This window comes from Terriglobales bacterium, assembly GCA_035567895.1.
In the GTDB taxonomy this organism is placed as follows: domain Bacteria; phylum Acidobacteriota; class Terriglobia; order Terriglobales; family Acidobacteriaceae; genus Gp1-AA112.
Window position 1 is genome coordinate 17,668 of the sequence record DATMPC010000009.1, and the last position, 18,214, is coordinate 35,881.

Here is an 18,214-nt window from a genome sequence, read left to right on the forward strand (position 1 = left end):
GCCCGGGTCCCTGGTGAATGAAAATTCGACAACACCACACTGACCCTCAAGTTGAAGGACCGAGGGTAAAAACTGAAGTGATTTGGGAACTGCATCGTATGCGGGTTCTCCTTTACTGTCAAGGACAACCAGAGTAAGCTAGCGGCTCGTACTCCTATGTTAGGCAAGCGCCAAACAGTCGAGGAATAGGTGTCGAACAACGCGAATTCGAATCGAGACGATGACGAGTTCTTTCCCCCAAGAACCGAGGACGAGAAACCCAAAGCTCCGGGTTCGTTTACTCAGTCCTTTATGGGCGGTGGCGCGGGCACGAGTGCATCGGCTGCTTTCGAGTCGGTGAGTCCGAAATCCCCAACCCCCTTTACGGCTCAGTTTGGGAGCACGGATGCATTCGCTCCCATCCGTGATGTTGTGCATTCCGGTTCTGTTCCGGAACCCTTGGACAGAGGGGGTCAACCGCCAACTGGCCTTCCCGAATCGTTCACCACGATGTTCGGATCCAACTCGGCTGCTGGAAGTCAGCCCTCCGAATCCCCGACTGAGGTAACGCGGGTCTTTGATCGTTCGGCCACAACCGCCCCTGCCGCGAAGGAATCAATGCCGAGCGGATTCACGGAAATGTTTGATTCGCAAAGGCCCGCGGCTTCTGTACCTGAACCTCAGAAGCCCACGGCTCTTGTGAGCCCGTTCGAATCTAGGACGGCGGCATCCAAAACGCCGGGATTTACCGAGCTTTTCAAACCACAATCACAAGCTCCCTCAGCACCGGCGGCGCAGCTACCGGTTTCTCCTTTGTCTGCTCAACCGGGAGCCGGGCGATTCACTGAACTGTTCAAGGGCGACTCCACCGCGCCGGGACCGAAGCCAGCTTCAGCACCGACACCTTTCACCGGTTCGGGTGCCGGCGGGTTTACGGAACTCTTCAAGGCACCCTCGGTTTCGGCACAGCCGGCTGCGCCGTCACCTGTCGTGCCGCCAACCACTGAGTCTACGCAAGGCGGCTTTACGCAACTTTTCAAGGGTTCTGCAGCCCCCGCTCGGCCAAGCCCAGTGTCACCAAAGCCTGCCGGGGAACTCACCCAGATGATCTCTGGCGGTCTTACGTCAAAGCCATCTTCGGCTGGTCCTGGAGCTACGCCGCAAGCAGGAGCAACAAGACTGTTCACCGGAGAAAGTGCAGCGCCGGCTATGGCTCCGCTGCCAGCGGGTCCAAGCGAGTACACACGGATCGTAAGTCCTCGTCAATTGAAGGAATTACAGCAGACCCCAGCAGCAAGTACTCCCGCGCCGACGGGACAAGCGCCAGGTTTTCCCGGAGCTCCTCCGATTGCGTGGCCAACCGCTTCGGCACCCTCGATGCCCGGCATCACACCCGCGCCTGCTCAACAGTTAGGTACACCTCCAATGCCCCAAGCCGCTCCACAGTGGCAAGCACCGCAGGTCCAAGCACAGCAAGCTCCGCCTTTCGCATGGCAACCTCCGCAAGTACCGGCTGTGCCGACAGCATTTCCTCCAGCTGTGGCCCCGGTGCCAGTTCCCAAAGCGGAATCGAAGATTCTGACTTACCTGCCGCTCATCATTGGACTCAATGTCCTTTTCTTGATCGCCGTGCTCTTGATCCTGCTCTTTGCGCTAAAGCGCTGACGTCCTACTCGGGTATAACCCTCGTGCCGCGTTTCTTAGGTAATCTAAGGAAGCCGTGATCAGTCTTCCTGTCGTGCCGCCAGGTGCTCCAGTTCCACCAAAACTCTCGCGTCGAGCATTCCTGAAACGGGCTTCGCTCGTGGCGGGGACAGCCGGTTTGGGACTGGCCGATTACGCCTGGGCAATCGAACCGAATGAGATTGACGTCAGGCATGTGACACTCAAGCTTGAACGACTTTCCCCAGCTTTTGACGGCTTCAAGATAGCTCTGCTTTCGGACCTGCATTTCGGTCCATATACGGGTGAGCGGGAAATCGGCGCTGCAGTGGACGCCGTGAACCGCCTGCATCCGGACATGGTTGCGTTACTCGGCGACTTTGTTACTGAGCCTGCGATTGGCGGCAAACGATCCGCTGCGAAAAAAGCTGACCCGTGCGCCAAAGTGCTTGCGCGATTGCAATCCAGGCTTGGATCATTCGCCGTCCTGGGAAATCACGACGCTGTGACGAATCCAAACTTTGTCGCAGAGCAGTTGACCTCTCGCGGCATTTCGCTTCTGCAGAATTCGAATCATGCAATCGAGCAGGATGGAGGCAGGCTCTGGCTCTTGGGCACGAACGATGCTCTCGAGTCGAATTGCGATATCGATGCGGCTGTAGCTAGCGTTCCACAAGGGGAAATCAAGATCCTGTTGGCTCACGAACCCGATATCGTAGACCAGTCAGCGAAGTTAGGAATCGACGTTCAGTTTTCCGGCCATTCTCACGGTGGGCAAGTACGGGCTCCGGGTCTGGCGCCGCTTTATTTGCCTCCGATGGGAATCAAATACTATGAGGGGTACTACCGTGTGGGAGGCTTGCAGTTGTATACCAATCGCGGCATTGGAACTGTAGGACTTCCTTTTCGTTTTCTCTGTCCTCCTGAAGTCACGCTGGTCACTCTTCGTGCGGCGTAGAGATTTTGAGTTGTAACTTATGAAGCACATAGGAATTGTCGCCTGCAGCGCCGAGGGTGCTGCGCTCTGCTATCGGACCATCGCTCAAGTCGCCGAACAGTACGTCGGCGATTACAACCATCCCACAATCACAATGCACTCGATTGCAATGGGCGAGTGGATGCCTGCATTCAACGCCCGCGACTACCGGAAGGTTGGGGAGTTCATGCTGAAGTTGGCCAAAGTGGTTGCGGAAGCTGGAGCCGATTTTGCCATCTGTCCCGACAATTCCTGTCACCTCTCCTGGGAGTATTTCATCGATCGATCGCCGATTCCCTGGCTGCACATCGGCGAGGTTGTGGCAAACGATGCCGAGCGAAGCGGCTGGAAGAAGGCGGGACTACTCGGCACTCGCTTCACCATGAATGGGCCTATGTATCGGGATGTTTTCCGGCGCCACTCCATGGACGTGCTCCCGCCAGTTCCTGAGGATCAGCAGATTATCGATGACGTGATCTGGAGCGAACTCGTCCGCGGCACCTTTCCTGAAACGTCCAGGCTCCGATACAACCAGGTAATCTCACGGCTGAAAGACAAAGGGTGTGACTGCGTAATACTTGGCTGCACCGAGATTCCTCTTTTGGTCAGACCAGACGATTGCCCTCTGCCTACTCTGGATTCGACGCGATTGCTTGCCCAGGCTGCGGTGAAGTATGCGCTCGGAATGGAGGACACATCGGTTCTCGCCTCCTCGGCCGACTGAAGTTTCTATTCGTAGCGCAACGCCTCCATTGGATCGACTGATGATGCGCGCCGTGCAGGCATGAGACATGCAACGGCCGATGCGGCAATCAGCAGAAACGTGACCGCCAACAGTACGAGAGGATTGCGTGAACTGCCTTCTATCCAACTTGCCAGCAGCCGGTTGAGTGCAAGCGCGAGAATGAGTCCCGCCAGAACTCCCGAGCCAACGCTGACCGCCGCCGAGCGAAAGACCATCATGACTACGTCTTCGCGCATGGCGCCCAACGCCATGCGAATTCCGAACTCTCCGGTGCGCTGCGCCACCGTGTAAGACACGACGCTGTAGAGCCCCGTAGCAGCCAATCCCAGGGCGAGTAGTCCAAACAAGGCAAAAAGAAACGCGATCATGTGCTCTCGGGCATATTCCTGCTGATTCTTGATCCATTCTTCGAGGCTCCTCGTTTCCCTGAATGTCTGCTGATCTGGATCGATAGTCTGTATTTGCTGGCGAACCGACCGAAGCAATGCAAGGGGATCGTTATGCGTGCGCACGAGGACTTGCGTCCATACTGGCATCATCACGGTGTAGGGCAAGTAAAACTGCGGCTTAATCGGTTTGCTGAGCCCATCGTCGCGAGCGTCTCCCACCACACCTACAATCTGTATCCAGGAATCGCTTTCTGGAACAGAGAGCTGAAACGGCGGCTCACCTTTCAATTCAGGAATACGGAACTGATTGCCGACGGCGTCCCCGTTTGGGAAATACTGCTGAGCCATAGTCTTGCTGATCACAGCAACGCGCGCCCCGTGAGCAGTTTCGGTCTGATCGAAAATTCTGCCCTGCAGCAAAGGAATGTGCAGTACAGAAAAGTATTCGGGACTGATAAAGTTCAACGCCGCCCGCTGCCGCTCCGCCGAGGGCTTGCCGGAAATCTCAAAGCGCTGCTCCCAACCGTTGTCGGGGGGAGTAGCATTCGTGGAAATGCCAGCAGAAACTACCTCCGGCATCGCGGCAATCTTCTGTCGCAGCTGGTCGAAATAGGTAGCGCGCGCCCGCCAAGTTGTGTAGGTATTGTCGTGAACTGGAATCCCAACTGACATCACGTTGTGCGGATCATAGCCGAGTTCCACGTGCATCATGCGCACGAATGCCTGCATCGCCGCTCCGGCCGAAGCAAGCAGCAGCAGAGTCAACGCCATTTGTCCAGCAATCAAGCCGGTGTGCATGCGCCGGCCTTTGACGCCGGCGGTCATCTTGCGTGTACTTGATTGCATGACCTGTGCGATATCAGGACGAGAAGATCGCAGCGCGGGTGCGATTCCGAACGCGATTCCAGTCAACAGCGCGAGACCGGCGCTGAATACGAGCACCGGAAGATTCATCTTGATGGCAGCTTCGTGCGGGAATGAAAACGCGGGGAGCCACTTAACAATGACCGCCAGCAGTCCATATCCGACCAGAACACCCAGCAGAGTGCCAGTAAAGGAGAGGAGTAACGACTCGGTCAGGAGCTGACGGAGAATTCTGCTGCCGGCAGCGCCGATCGCTGATCTCACGGCCATTTCATGCTGACGGGTAGTTCCCCGAGCCAACAACAGGATAGACACGTTGCCACAGCCAATCAGCAACAGCAACGCAACCGCAATGAAGAGCAGGCGGAGCGTTCCTCCCAACCGTTCGATGAATTGATCGTTAAGTCCTTGAATCGCCGTCTTGAACTGTTCTGGAAAATGCTTTGGCGTTTCCTTCGCAAACTGCTCCAACAGAATCTGGAACTCCGCATTTGCCGCGGCGTGACTCACTCCAGGCTTCAGCCTGACCTGAGGCATCACTGTTCGCGCTGGATCATTGGTGAATTTCCACGGCAGATACACGTCTCCGTCGCCCCAGGTAAAGCGCGGAGGAGCAACTCCGACCACGGCGTAAGACTTATGCGTTAACTGAATCGTCTTGCCGACCACGCCCGGATCGGCGTTGTAGTGGCGTATCCAAAACTGGTATCCCAGCACTGCGACCGGCTGCGGATCCTGACCTTCGGGCGCATCCGTCGGAAGCAGGCCACGACCGAACAGCATCGGAACGCCAAAATGGTTGAAGGCGTTCCCAGTGAAATAAATAGCAGTGAGGTCTTCAGGCAGATCGCCACCGGTCGTCGTGAGATTCCACTCGTCCATCCCGGAAACGCTCTCGACTGAATTCGCTTTGCGAAATTCCTGCAGCTGCGGTCCCGTGAAGCTAATCCATCGCGGGTTCCCACCTTTGTCCTTCACAACGAGATGAACCATGCGATCCGAGTTCGCGTAAGGATACGGATTCACTAAGACGGCGTACACGACACTGAACACCGCACAGGTAGCGCCGATTCCCAGCGCAAGAGAAAGAATCGCGACGATCGCAAATCCAGGTGAGGTGCGCAACTGCCGCAGAGCAAAGCGGAGGTCTTGAATCAACGCTTGCATAATGTCTCCCGTCGTGAGACCCGAGATGGAATGGGCAAGTGTTAGACCGAAAAGAGCAGGAAAGGTTGGACCTGTTTTTCGCGATTATGCTGATCGTTCAACAAGGGTCCGATTTCACCTTGTCCGAACTGGAATGACATCTGCAATGCGCTTCACGAGTGTTCGCCTGCGAACAGTGCGGCTTGAACCGAAAACTGATGGAACGGCCCACAACACGAGGATGAAGGGAGGCTGGAGCGGGATGAAGCTCAACCGCTTTCGCAAGATTTTTGCCACTCTCGGCGGTTATTGCGTTGGATCCATGACGAGAGACATTGTTTGCCTATGGATCATCCTCCGCTGGGCGCGTTCGCCCGGCTCTCCACGTCCTGCAGATGAGAGTTCGGTTCCCCTCAGCAATAGGGTGAGCTTGCAGCGGCTCCACTAACAACAGTCACTCCCTCCGGATTTACTCGAAAAGGAAGTACGCGGCCTCCATTCTTGCGAATGGCTTCGGCAACATTTTCGTGGCTGCCTTCGCGCACGAACAACACGAAGCAGCCACCACCACCTGCGCCGCAGACTTTTGCGGCTAATGCGCCTTTGCGCTTTGCGACGGCGATGAGCTTGTCAATCAATGGCGTCGTGATACCCGGTGCATTGGTGCGGCGGAGCTTCCATTCTTCGCCAAGTAACCGGGAAACGTCGTCCCACCTTCCTGATTCGAGTGCGGCGTGCATCTCGCGCGCGATCGCGCCAATTTGCTCGAAATTGCGGAAGACTCGTTTGTCACCGTTTATATGAGCTTTAAATACTTCCCAGTTATTGATGCCTGACTGGCGCGGTGCTCCGGTGTACACGAGAACAAACCTTGACTCGATATCTTCGGGCGCGACCGCGATTGATTGGCGGTGAATGCCGTCAGGGTCGAGGTGAATCGCGTTCACTCCGCCGTAAAGCGCGGGGTAGTAGTCCTGACATCCCGTAGGAACCTTGATCAATTGCGCTTCGACGTTCTGAGCAATCACGCGAATCTGCTCTCGATCGAGCGTGCGCCCGCTGTATCGAGCCAGCGCCGCCACTGTGGCGACCATCAGCGCTGAAGATCCTGAAATGCCTGCACCGGCGGGAGATTCGGAGTTGGTCTGGAGGGTGAATCCACGCCCATTTACTGGACCATCCGGCAAAAAGAAGCGCACCAGATGCTCAGCCAAGTGATGCTTTGTTGTCCTGGCGCGGCAAAACTCGTCGAAGTTCCTGAAATGATCCTCGCGACCGGTATCGATCGACTTGAAGTGAATCGCTTCATCATTACTCGGAATAATCTGGCAGCGGGTGAGTATGTTCACGGCAAAATTCACCGTCACTGCACCAGGATGGAAGAGATAGAGCGGCCAAAGATCGAGCGTACTGCCAGCCAAGTCCACACGACAGGACGCGTGAGCAACGATCGTGTCACTCTTGTTCGGCTGAGCTGAAGGGCGCGGAGATTTCGGCATCAGCTCTCGGTGAAGAACTGCGCGATATTGCGAAACTTGTTGTAGCGCGATTCGAGTAAGCGATCGGGCGGCATTGATTTGAGCTCTTTCAGATTACGTTGAAGAGCTTCGTCGACCAATGCGGCCGCGCCATCCACATCGGTGTGAGCGCCGCCATCGGGCTCGGGAACAATTCCGTCGATGCATTGCAAGTCTTGAAGATCCGTAGCGGTAATCTTCATTGCCTGCGCTGCAACTTCTTTCTTAGTGGCGTCGCGCCACATGATCGACGCGCAACCCTCCGGTGAAATCACGGAATAGATTGCATTCTCCAACATCAGCACGCGATCTGCGACAGCGATGGCGAGCGCGCCGCCGCTTCCGCCTTCGCCGGTGATGATCGCGATCGTAGGAACTCGCAAGCGCGCCATCTCTCGCAGGTTGAGCGCGATAGCTTCGCCTTGGCCGCGCTCCTCCGCTCCCAATCCGGGATACGCTCCAGGAATGTCGATGAAACTGATGATCGGGCGCTTGAACTTTTCCGCCAGCTTCATCGCGCGCAGCGCCTTGCGGTAGCCTTCAGGATTAGCCATGCCGAAGTTGCGCTGAACGCGTTGCTTCGCATCCCGACCTTTCTGCGTTCCCAGCAGCAATACTTCGTCGCCGTGAAAACGGGCCATCCCGCAGAGCAGCGCTGGATCGTCAGCAAACCGCCGGTCGCCGTGAATTTCGCTCCAGTCGGAAAAGATGCGCTCGACGTAGTCGAGGAAATAGGGTCGCTGTGCGTGCCGCGCAAGTTCGGTTTTCTGCCAGGCTGTGTTCACGGAGTCGAACTGCCGGCGCAGGCTCTCGACTTGCCGGTGGAGTTCGTACAGCTGCTGCTTGGTTTCGAGATCAGCCCCGGAAATGGTTTCCAAGTGCGAGATCTGCCTCTCAATGTGCTCGATGTCTTTTCTGGCTCTAGTAGCTGCGTCCATGAATGGGGAGGGCTGAGGGCGAGAGACGATCAGTCGACGACCTGAACGCTGCCACGACCGCAGAGTTCCTCTGCGCGTGAAATAAAAAGCCGATCAGCTTGAACATTATAGCCGTCAGCTTCCATCACCACCATGAAATCACCCGGACGTTCCAAATTGAACAGCACCTTGGCTTCTCCCCGGCGATCGCGAAACAGGGTGTGCAGGGCATCTACCGTTTCTGGCAGCGCATTATCGAGGGGCAAGCGAATGCGCAGCGATCGCGGAAGCTTTGGCTTAACTTCGTCGAGCGATGATATCTGCGAAATTGCCAGCTTGGGATTTGCCCCTTCTTCCACGCGGACCGTCCCGTGGACGAATACCGGCACTTCCATCTTCAGCTTTTCAGCCAGCCGCTTGTAGGCTTCAGGAAAAACGATTGCCTCGACCGATCCAGCCATGTCTTCGAGAACCGCTTGCGCATACAGATCTCCTTTGCGCGACTTGATCACACGCACGCCCGAGATAATGCCGGCAGTGGGAATTTCGTCTTTGCCGGTTCCCTGCTTCATCGCGCCAATCGCAGCGGTATCCAGGTATCCGCTGAAGTTCATGAGCTTGTCGCGATACTTTTCCATCGGATGTCCGGTGATAAAGAACCCAAGAATCTCCTTTTCGGCCGTAAGACGCTGGTGTTCGTCCCATTCTGGAACATCCGGCAGACGGTCCGTCTGTTGCGGCATATCCGAGGCAAACACGCCGAAGAGTCCATGCTGGCCGAACTCTGCATCGCGCTGCGCTTTCTGGCCTCGTTCGATCGCACGATCCAGTCCAGCCATGAGTTGCGCACGCGTGCCCAGCGAATCCACAGCACCGCTCTTGACTAGTGACTCCAGCACACGTTTGTTCAGGAGCCGCAGGTCGATCTTTTCGCAAAACTCGAAAACCGAGGAAAACTTCTTGACCTCAGCGCGGGCCTGAATGATTGAGTCGATGGCATTGCGGCCGACATTTTTCACTGCGGCAAGTCCAAAGCGGATGGCTTCGCCGTGCGGCGTGAAATTAGCGTCGCTGAAGTTGATATCCGGCGGCTCAACCGGAATCCCCATCTCTCGGCATTCATTGATGTACTTCACCACGTCATCGGTGCTACCCGCCTGTGACGTCAGCAGCGCAGCCATGAACTCGACAGGATAATGGGTCTTTAAATACGCGGTTTGAAACGCAAGCAGAGCGTACGCGGCAGAGTGAGATTTGTTAAAGCCATATCCGGCGAACTGCTCCATCAGGTCGAAGATCTTTACGATCTTCTTCTCGGGGAAGCCGCGCTCGACGGCACCCTTCACAAAGCGGTCGCGCTGCTTGGCCATTTCCTCCGGATTCTTCTTGCCCATGGCACGGCGCAGGAGATCGGCTTCACCGAGTGAATATCCAGCCAACCGGTTGGCGATTTGCATCACCTGTTCCTGATAGACAATGACGCCCAGCGTCTCCTTCAGGATCTCTTCGAGTTCCGGCAGTTCATACTCAACTTTGCGACGACCATGCTTGCGCTCGATGAAGTCGTCGATCATGCCACCCTGAATTGGTCCGGGACGATACAGCGCGTTTAGAGCCGTGAGATCTTCAACGGCCGTGGGCTGGTAACGGCGCAGCACATCGCGCATGCCCTGAGATTCAAACTGGAATACACCGGAGGTGAGTCCAGTGTGAAACACCTTTTGGTAAGTCAACGAGTCGGTGAGCGGCAGCGCCAGCAAGTCGAGCTTAGTGTCGCAGGATTGCTCGATTAGTCGCAGCGCATCCTCAAGGATGGTGAGTGTGGTGAGCCCAAGAAAATCCATCTTGAGCAGACCGATCTTCTCGATTGCCTTCATGTCGAAGGCGGTAACAATTTCGTCGTTCTTTGTCTTATGGAGGGGGACAAGGTCAGTAAGCGGCTGCGGCGATATCACGACACCGGCGGCGTGAACTCCGGAGTTACGAACCAATCCTTCCAGCCTGCAGGCAATGTCGATCAACTCTTTTACCTGAATTTCATTCTCATACGCCTGCTGCAAAGGAGGAGAATCCGCCAGCGCCTGTTCGATGCTGATGTTCAGCGTGTTGGGAACCATTTTGGCGATGCGATCCACATCGCCGTAAGGAATGTCCATCGCCCGGCCAACATCTTTGATCGCGGCCTTCGCGGCCATCGTGCCGAAGGTGATGATCTGCGCCACCTGCTCACGTCCGTACTTACGCGTCACATAGTCGATGACCTCGCCGCGGCGGTTCATGCAGAAATCGATGTCGATATCGGGCATCGAAACGCGTTCCGGATTCAGGAATCGCTCGAAAAGCAGCTCGTTTTGCAGAGGATCGATATCGGTGATCCCCATGGCGAATGAGACAAGCGAACCAGCAGCAGAACCACGCCCCGGCCCAACTGGAATATGGTTTTCTTTTGCATAGCGAATGAAGTCCCAGACGATCAGGAAGTATCCGGAGAACTTCATCTGCTTGATGCAATCGATTTCGCGTGAGAGGCGCTGCTCGTAATCGCTGATCGATTTTCTTAGTTCGCCCTTCGCCTGCAGAGCGCGAATCATCTCCACGCGTTTTGCGAATCCCTGGCGGCAGACATGTTCGAAATAGCTATCGAGGTCTTCGCCTGGAGGAACATCGAACTTCGGAAACGGATTCTTGACCTTGTCAATCTTCGCGTTGCAACGTTCGGCGATCGCCAGGGTGCGCTTGAGCGCGTCTGGAATCTCGCCGAAGATGCGTTGCATTTCATCGGCTGACTTTACGTAGAACTGATCACTGTCGAACTTGAACCGCTTCTCATCGTGGATAGAGGAAGCGGTTTGCACACAGAGCAGAACTTCATGCGCGTAAGAATCCTCGCCGCAAATGTAGTGGCTGTCATTCGTAGCGACTAAGGGAATATCGAGGGCTTTTTCGAGCCGCAGCAGATCTGGACGAATCTGCTTCTCAAGTGGAAGACCTTGGTCCTGAATCTCAAGGAAGAAGTTTCCGCGACCAAAAATGTCGCTGTAAGTCCCTGCTGTTTGTCTGGCAGCCTCATATTTTCCAGCCATCAGGTTCTCGCAGAGCTCTCCTGCAAGACAGCCCGACAACCCGATAAGTCCTTTTGCGTGCTGAGCAAGAAACTTCTTGCTCACCCGCGGCTTGTAATACATGCCATTCAGAGAGGCCTCGGAGGTGATCTTCACCAGGTTGCGATAGCCTTCGTCGGTCTCGGCAAGGACGAGCAGATGGTTGTATTCATCGCCCTCAGGAGCGGCGCGATGGTCTTCCTTCTTGCAAACGTAAAGTTCGCAGCCAATGATCGGCTTTACGCCCGTCTTGGTCGCCGCGTCGTAGAAGGCAACAGCACCAAAAATGTTGCCATGATCGGTCATGGCCACGGATTTCTGGCCAATCTCGGCTACCCGCTTGACCAATTTGTCGACATCGCAGGCCCCGTCCAGCAACGAATAGTCGGTATGAAGATGGAGGTGGGCAAACTCAGACATCGCAGGTAGGTTCGTCATTTCGATTCTAATCGGACATAGATTCGTAACACGCTGAGGATTTCACGGTCCTCGCGTGGAAAACGAGTCCAAGAGAACGCTAAATATTTCGCCAGCTTCTAGGTGTGTAGAACACGCTGCCGGGCGGTACTTGCCTTAGCTGTTTGCAATTAAGTCCGTGTTTCTCCCTCCCCCTCCCACTTCCACTTCTCGGCAAAATCGCACTGTTAAAAGACTTAGCTCACTTTCTCGCCGATTTCTCATGGGCGATAACGCAAGATCTTCCGGTTTAGGCATGGTCGAAACGCAACATCTTGCGGTGCATCTTGTCGCCGCTCTCGACCTCTGCCAACCGTTCTTCCATTTACCAGCGCCTTGCCAATTGGGCAGTGACGATCACATGAGCCCACGAGCAGTATTCTCCATTTGTTCGCCTCTTAGCGATTATACAGAATCATGATCCCAGCGGCGAGGCAAAAAGACCCTTGGGGCTTGGGCTCGCAAAGGGCACGTACAAAACTGCCGGGTGGCGATAAGCGAGGATCTGGAACTGCGAGTGGTTTTCAAATTGGCCATGAGGGAATCCGCGGGATGTGGACGTTCCAATCGCCACAAAAAAAAGAGGCCCCTTTTTTGCTGGTGCCTCCTTATCCTTGATTGGCAGTGAGCGACTTACTGCGCGCAGTTTGCCTTTTGCGGCGCTGATGGTCCGGTGAGAACAGTTGTATCGGGATAGCTGTATGCACCACCGAGAGCATCGGACGGCTGCTGGAATTCAAACCACTGCAGCAGAGCTTCGTTCTGCGGATGATAGGTAAAGCCGTTCATCGTGATTGGGAACGTGGCCTTCGCCAGTCCCTCGATCACGTCTCCGGTTTCGAGATTGTTTTGGCATAGGCCATTGGGAGCCTTCCACCAGGGAGTGATATTGTTCGTTCCGATGGCTGCAACGAACGGATCGTTGTAGGCTTCGGCGATCTCGTGGCTGAGCGCAGTTATGTCCGTGAAACTGTTGCCGAATAGTCCTGGCGATATCCAGCTTGAATAATCGGTCACATAGAGCTTGAACTGATTCCCGTTGCTGGCATCGCCGGGTTCGACATCAAAAGTATGAAATCCCAAAACACAACAATTGGCCCTCGTGCCAAAGTACAGGAACGTGTTAGGGAACAAGAAGCTCGACATGTCTTTCGTTGTCATTTCTCCAGCATGCTCTGCAGCGCCTACCGGAGTAGTAGTGTCCGCGTCAGTGGCAGGGAACAACAGATTTGCGAAGACATCGATATCCGCCAGGATGAAGCGACAGCACGTCCCGTTCGCGTTCAGTGCGAATTGATAGTTGCAATGTCCGGGCTTCGGAGGATTTCCGACCATTTGTCCGCAATTTGGATCCTGATTAATGGCCATAGTCCTCATGGTTTTTACGCTTGGTACTAGGAGGGTGTGCCAGTCTGACTTTGCCCGATTGAAGTACTCAGCTCTCTGGACAGCATCGGTGAACTGGGTTGGCACGTCGCTGCTCATGTAGCTGAAGTTCTGGAACACCGGTGAGTTGATGGTGGGCGCAACAAAGGGTGTCGGGTCCGACAGGAGGCGGTTGGTACCGTTAAACCGAGGATTGCCGTTTGCATCTCGCAGATCAACAGCCACTGGGACAACCGGCGCGTTGATTAGAGTTGTACCGCCCAACTGCGGCGGATTGCCGACGGTGTTGAAATACCAGTGATTATTCGGATTGCCGTTCGAGTCGAAGCCGTCGACGAAGTAGTGGCCGTTGAAATTGGCGAGCGAGTCGATCCCAAAAATTCCAAAACGGGCGTGCGCTTGCCCATTCTGATGTCCTCGAGGCGCTATAGCAGCAGTTCTCGGGTGGGATCCGGCCAGGAAATCATCGTTGGAAATTACATCAAGCTCCTGCGCAACGCTTGTGCCGATGGCAAAAACAATGAGCACTGCGCACGAGAGACATGCAGTAAATCGGGAAGCAATTCTCATACAGATTGAGTCTCCTAAAGACGAGGTGAGTAGGGAGCAACTCACAATACGCTGGTACAAGATGGGAGTAAACAGCCATGTCATACGCAAGCGGGATAAACAGGCACTCTTTACGAAACTTTGCATTCAGGCGTGTGAAAACGATTGCGCATTCGCTGCAAGTCTATGCTGTGGAGTGATTTCACAGGATTCGACCGATGAAGACTGCATTCGAGGTCGTTATTATCGAGGCCCAATTCGGAATATCGGTGAGGCCCGGTGATCCGGGTTAGCTGCATTCGTTTCCCGAGGTAGTTTTTGCTCAGGCCTTGGAGAAAAAGGCGCCGAAGATCTCGGCGCCTTCGTGAGGACTAACTTCTCGAAACATTTACTGCGGGCACGGTATTGCCGAATGCGGCAGAGTCGTCTCGTCTGGGAAGCTAAATGCTCCGTCGATGGCGTTCGAAGTCGGTCCCATCTCAAACCATTGCAGCAACGGAATGACTTGAGGATGGTAGACGAACGTCTGACCCTTTTCCTTGATGGCGACTGGAATAGACGCAACCGGTAGAGTTTCGATCGGGTCGCCCTCTTCCAAATTGGCCTGACACATCTTGGAATTCGCGGGCACACCGGCGAACTGCCAGGAGGCCGTTGCATTGTCCACAAACGGATCCGCAAAAGCTTCGGATATCTCGTGCGACAGAGCTGTAACGTCCTGGAAGCCTCCACCGAATAGTCCGGGAGAGATCCAGCTCGCGTATTCCGCAACGAAGCGAGGTTGCGGAACTGCACTCGAATCGCGGAAATAGGTATGGAAACCGAGAACGCAGCAACTTCCCCGAATTAGCGGATTAGTCGTGTTAAGCGAGTAGAGATACGTATTGGGCAACATCAGCGTGCTCAAGGCATCTGTAGTGAAGTTCCCGTTGTTGATTTCGTTTATAAACCCGTTGCTGAATAACGAGTTGAAAAGCAGATTCAGCATCAGGACGAACCTGCTGCCATCGGAAGCAATTCCGCTTTGGTAGGCGAGTGCCTGCACGATATTGCCATTCGCGAGACGGACACTCACAAATTTGGGGACAGTAAAGGTTACGCGGTCTACGATGTTTGGAACCAGTGTTGTATGCCAATTTGGAGCCATCCGGTTAAAGAACTGAGCTCGATGTACAGCGTCGGCATATTGAATCTGGTTTCCCGATCGGTAGTTTATGAAGTTGAAGTCTGGCGACTGGAGCGTAAGGCTCTCGAAGGGAGCGAACGGTACAGTAGCGAAAAGGGTACCGTCGGGATTCAGCAAATTCAAAGAGACGGTTGCGATGGGGGCAGGAATGTTGGTTTTCCCTCCAACAAGAGGGTGATTTCCGATCATGGTAAAGCGAAACAGCTTACCGAGACTTGGTCCTGCTTGCGTAATAAAGGCGCCATCGAATGTAACCAGGCTGTCCATTCCATCAATTGTGGAGGTGTCGGTTCGAACGGCTCTGGCGCTGCTACCCGGGCCGGGACCCTGTCCGCCTGCAGCATTGTTTTCGAGTAATCCTGTGGTTGCGTCGAAGACCGAATCCGAACCAATGGTCACCTGTGACGCTTGATTTATGTCAATTGGGCTTACGTCGGCATAGCCGGCTGTGCTACCCGCCAGGGACGCTGCCGAGTCGTTCGTTTGCGCGACACCAGCCATTGTCAAGGCCAGTACAGACAGAGACGAAGTGAGAAAACGTACAGAAAGTTTCATCCATTAACTCCAAAGCTCAGATCCAGAGCTGAATCTGGCCGAAGCAACATACGCTACTCTACTTTCCATGTAAACAATCTCGTTGCAGCAATGCGACTTTTTATCCCAATCTTGTGCATTTCGTATCTAAAGGCCACTTACCTGACCTCGCCCGGATAGCGCAAAAGTTTGCACACGCCCACTACTTGTGAGGAGCATTTGCACAACAATCATCCAGAAACCAGTGTGTTGAACTGAAGTCGGATTCCGCTCTTCCGATTTGTCGATGACCGCTTTTGCTCGTTAACAGGTGTTAACGCAGATCGGCTACGGAAGGGGTTATTTTCGCTTTTTGGCGACAGGCTTCTTGGCGGCCGGCTTTGGCTTGGCCTTTGGCTTCGATGCGGTTTTGGTGGGTTTCTTTGCTGCAGCCTTCTTTGCCTCCGGCTTCGCATGCGGAGCCGGCGCCGGTTTTTCGGGGGACTTTCCCGAAACGGGCTTGTGCAGCGCAGCTTTCTCTGTGGTGGCTTGTGCGGGGGACGTCTTAGCTGCCGCAACTTCCCTTTTCGGCGCTTTCGTTTTGCTGTCAGTCTTTGCTACCGAGGAGCCAGCAGCCGCACCCTGCGCTGCCTGGTCAGGTGCAGGAGCAGCGGGGACTGCTGCTGCTGCAGCGGCTTTCTTTTTCCCTCGGCCACGCCGGGTAGGAGTTGGGGGCGCGACCGGCAATGGCGGCGAATGTGGCTCGAGATACTTGACGATCTCGGCTTCGTTCTTAAGCTTGCCGTCGAGCATCATGAGGAACATTTCGTCTAGCAGCTTCTGATAGACAGGCAACTCCTGAGTGATGCGCATCTCCGCCATCTTTTGCAACGGCATTTTCTGGCGATACTGCGGCCACTTGGTCAGGAACGCTTTAATCTTCTGTTCAACTGCTGATTGCCGTGTTGACACGTCGAGAAACAGAATCAATTCGGGACGCGTGGACATCAGCAGCTTCCACGTGGCGGAAGGGGCGGCATACTCCTTGGACAACAACTGCTTGGCCAAATCTTTGGCGTGGTCTTCAATCTTTTGCCACTGCTCGACAAAATGGTGACGTGGCACAAGCTTCTCCATCGCATGCACGTCTTTGTCCGACATTTTGTGCGTCAGGAAGTACATGCGCGCCGCGGCCGGATCGGATTGAACTCCGATATCGGTCAACTGCTGCCGCGTCTTCTGCAGGGCCGTGAGTCCCGCGACATCGACCTTCGCAATGCTCCAAGACGGGAAGAGGATTTTCATCCAATCTTCTTTCTCGAAGGCCTTCATGACCGCAACCGGATCGTCCTCGTGCGCGATTTGTTCGATCTCGTAGCCGATTGCCCGGTTGGAAATGTTTTCGAGATAGTTGCCTTCCTTGGCCGCGTCAAAACGCGCTTGCGTTCGTTCTTCCAGCGTCCAATGGAAGCGCGTCATGAGGCGAACTGCTCGGAGCATGCGTGATGGTTCTTCGAGGAAGGCATAGTTCTGAAGAATGCGCAGGTGTTTGGCTTCGAGATCGGCGACTCCGTTGAACGGATCCATCAACAATCCGCGTGAACCTGGATTCAACGAAAGCGCCATCGCATTTACAGTGAAGTCGCGCCGGCGCAGATCTTCATTGATCGTCTCGAACGTTACTTCGGGCTTCCCCGGCTTGGGGTAGCTTTCCGAACGAGCGCTCGCGATCTCTGTCCGAACATGATTGGGAAAAAGCACGTAGAGAATGCGGAGATCCTCATCCTCTCCTTGGATAATCGCTCCGATCTTCTCGAGATCCTTCCGGAGCTTGTGAACATTTCCCTGGACGGTGAAGTCGAGATCACGAATCGCGAATCCGCTGATGATGTCGCGCACCGCACCGCCAGTGAGATAGACGTTCATCTCGTGGGAGCGGGCGATTTCCAGCACTTGTCCGACAACCTGGAGCTGCGCCGGTGATAACCGGCTCTCCATCATGTATATGTAATCAGCCATTCTGGTGTTGCTTGTCCCTGGACGGCAGGATGTTCACAGCGAGCCAAAAGCCCAGACTGTCAGCCCGGGAAGGACGTGCTTGGGACTGCCAGGCCCGGATACCGTAAGCCAATAAGTATCTCCAATACAGGTACTTAGCCTGAAGCAGGCCTTGAAAGGTCACGGCAAACCTAGAACAATATCACAGCAGTTAACAAGTTGGCTACTGCCGGCCCCGTAACGGTAAACCACACTGGTAAACATGCGAGAATCGCGGTTCCAGAGCTGACGTCTCATGCCCTCGACTCACAAGAAAGTCATCGTTCGCAAAATGGATCGCGATAGCCTGACTGGCTATGTGGCGTCGAAGTTCATTGCGGATGGCAGGCTGGAGTTGCTAACGCAGTCCGGCAAAGTGATCTTCATCGATCTTCGGGAGGTGAAAGGCGTTTACTTCGTCCGCGACTTTGGCGATGCCGAGTCGTTGGGACGCAAGACCTTCACCAGCCGTCCACGTAGCGAGGGTTTGTGGGTAAGGATCGAGTTCGCCGACAACGATGTTCTCGAAGGCCTGATGCCAAATGACCTCACTCTTCTCGAAGGAGACGGATACTTCGTCATTCCTCCCGACACGCGATCAAACACGCAGCGCATCTTCGTGCCACGTTCAGCTTTGTCTTCCCTAACAGTACTTGCCGTGATCGGTGGAGGTATACGTCGTAGGAAAGAAGAGAAGGATACGGGCCAGGTGGCGATGTTCGACGAAGAAGCGGCTGGCTCCTAAGAGCAAAACACGACACGGATTGCACGGATTTTACGGATTGCACGGA

The 18,214-nt window shown here is 54.9% G+C and carries 11 protein-coding genes; 4 read left to right on the plus strand and 7 right to left on the minus strand.

Going from position 1 to position 18,214, the window contains the following annotated elements:
- The first annotated feature begins 189 nt into the window (after positions 1 to 189).
- Genes VNX88_01930 through VNX88_01940 form a run of 3 tightly spaced genes read left to right on the plus strand, consistent with a single transcriptional unit; the run spans position 190 to position 3,341 of the window.
- The gene (locus VNX88_01930; protein HWY67389.1) at positions 190 to 1,644 is read left to right on the plus strand and encodes a hypothetical protein; all 1,455 of its coding nucleotides are present in this window, start codon (positions 190 to 192) and stop codon (positions 1,642 to 1,644) included.
- A gap of 55 nt (positions 1,645 to 1,699) precedes the next feature.
- The gene (locus tag VNX88_01935) at positions 1,700 to 2,599 is read left to right on the plus strand and encodes a metallophosphoesterase (GenBank protein HWY67390.1); all 900 of its coding nucleotides are present in this window, start codon (positions 1,700 to 1,702) and stop codon (positions 2,597 to 2,599) included.
- Between the two features lie 19 nt (positions 2,600 to 2,618).
- Positions 2,619 to 3,341: an amino acid racemase gene (locus tag VNX88_01940; GenBank protein ID HWY67391.1), complete on the plus strand. Its 723-nt coding sequence runs from the start codon at positions 2,619 to 2,621 to the stop codon at positions 3,339 to 3,341.
- A gap of 5 nt (positions 3,342 to 3,346) precedes the next feature.
- Here VNX88_01940 and VNX88_01945 read toward each other — a convergent pair whose 3' ends face one another.
- From VNX88_01945 to VNX88_01975, 7 genes are all read right to left on the minus strand, one after another.
- Entirely contained in the window at positions 3,347 to 5,782 is a 2,436-nt protein-coding gene (locus VNX88_01945; GenBank protein ID HWY67392.1) for an ABC transporter permease, read from the minus strand.
- 392 nt (positions 5,783 to 6,174) lie between these two features.
- Positions 6,175 to 7,260, minus strand: a complete 1,086-nt coding sequence (locus tag VNX88_01950) for a hypothetical protein (GenBank protein ID HWY67393.1) — start codon at positions 7,258 to 7,260, stop codon at positions 6,175 to 6,177.
- Complete coding sequence (locus VNX88_01955) at positions 7,260 to 8,216, minus strand: acetyl-CoA carboxylase carboxyltransferase subunit alpha (GenBank protein ID HWY67394.1); 957 nt, start codon at positions 8,214 to 8,216, stop codon at positions 7,260 to 7,262. Before VNX88_01955 ends, VNX88_01950 begins: the two co-directional genes overlap by 1 nt.
- A 29-nt stretch (positions 8,217 to 8,245) precedes the next feature.
- A complete protein-coding gene (gene dnaE, locus VNX88_01960) occupies positions 8,246 to 11,734 on the minus strand; it encodes a DNA polymerase III subunit alpha (GenBank protein ID HWY67395.1) in 3,489 nt (1,162 codons plus the stop codon).
- Between the two features lie 651 nt (positions 11,735 to 12,385).
- Complete coding sequence (locus VNX88_01965) at positions 12,386 to 13,708, minus strand: hypothetical protein (protein HWY67396.1); 1,323 nt, start codon at positions 13,706 to 13,708, stop codon at positions 12,386 to 12,388.
- Positions 13,709 to 14,075: 367 nt separating this feature from the next.
- A complete protein-coding gene (locus VNX88_01970) occupies positions 14,076 to 15,428 on the minus strand; it encodes a hypothetical protein (GenBank protein HWY67397.1) in 1,353 nt (450 codons plus the stop codon).
- Positions 15,429 to 15,746: 318 nt separating this feature from the next.
- Positions 15,747 to 17,405, minus strand: a complete 1,659-nt coding sequence (locus VNX88_01975) for a hypothetical protein (protein HWY67398.1) — start codon at positions 17,403 to 17,405, stop codon at positions 15,747 to 15,749.
- A 274-nt stretch (positions 17,406 to 17,679) separates the two neighbouring features.
- On the opposite strand from VNX88_01975, the gene VNX88_01980 reads away from it, so the two are divergent.
- Positions 17,680 to 18,168 (plus strand): hypothetical protein, encoded by a 489-nt coding sequence (locus tag VNX88_01980; protein ID HWY67399.1) that lies wholly within the window; start codon positions 17,680 to 17,682, stop codon positions 18,166 to 18,168.
- The last annotated feature ends 46 nt before the right edge of the window (positions 18,169 to 18,214 follow it).

What these genes read in the sequence shown, in the direction of transcription:
- VNX88_01975 (HWY67398.1), bottom strand. Translation starts at nt 17,405, where the DNA reads ATGGCTGATTACATATACATGATGGAGAGCCGGTTATCACCGGCGCAG.
- VNX88_01945 (HWY67392.1), bottom strand. Translation starts at nt 5,782, where the DNA reads ATGCAAGCGTTGATTCAAGACCTCCGCTTTGCTCTGCGGCAGTTGCGC.
- VNX88_01950 (HWY67393.1), bottom strand. Translation starts at nt 7,260, where the DNA reads ATGCCGAAATCTCCGCGCCCTTCAGCTCAGCCGAACAAGAGTGACACG.
- VNX88_01970 (HWY67397.1), bottom strand. Translation starts at nt 15,428, where the DNA reads ATGAAACTTTCTGTACGTTTTCTCACTTCGTCTCTGTCTGTACTGGCC.
- VNX88_01980 (HWY67399.1), top strand. Translation starts at nt 17,680, where the DNA reads ATGCCCTCGACTCACAAGAAAGTCATCGTTCGCAAAATGGATCGCGAT.
- dnaE (HWY67395.1), bottom strand. Translation starts at nt 11,734, where the DNA reads ATGACGAACCTACCTGCGATGTCTGAGTTTGCCCACCTCCATCTTCAT.
- VNX88_01965 (HWY67396.1), bottom strand. Translation starts at nt 13,708, where the DNA reads ATGAGAATTGCTTCCCGATTTACTGCATGTCTCTCGTGCGCAGTGCTC.
- VNX88_01955 (HWY67394.1), bottom strand. Translation starts at nt 8,216, where the DNA reads ATGGACGCAGCTACTAGAGCCAGAAAAGACATCGAGCACATTGAGAGG.
- VNX88_01940 (HWY67391.1), top strand. Translation starts at nt 2,619, where the DNA reads ATGAAGCACATAGGAATTGTCGCCTGCAGCGCCGAGGGTGCTGCGCTC.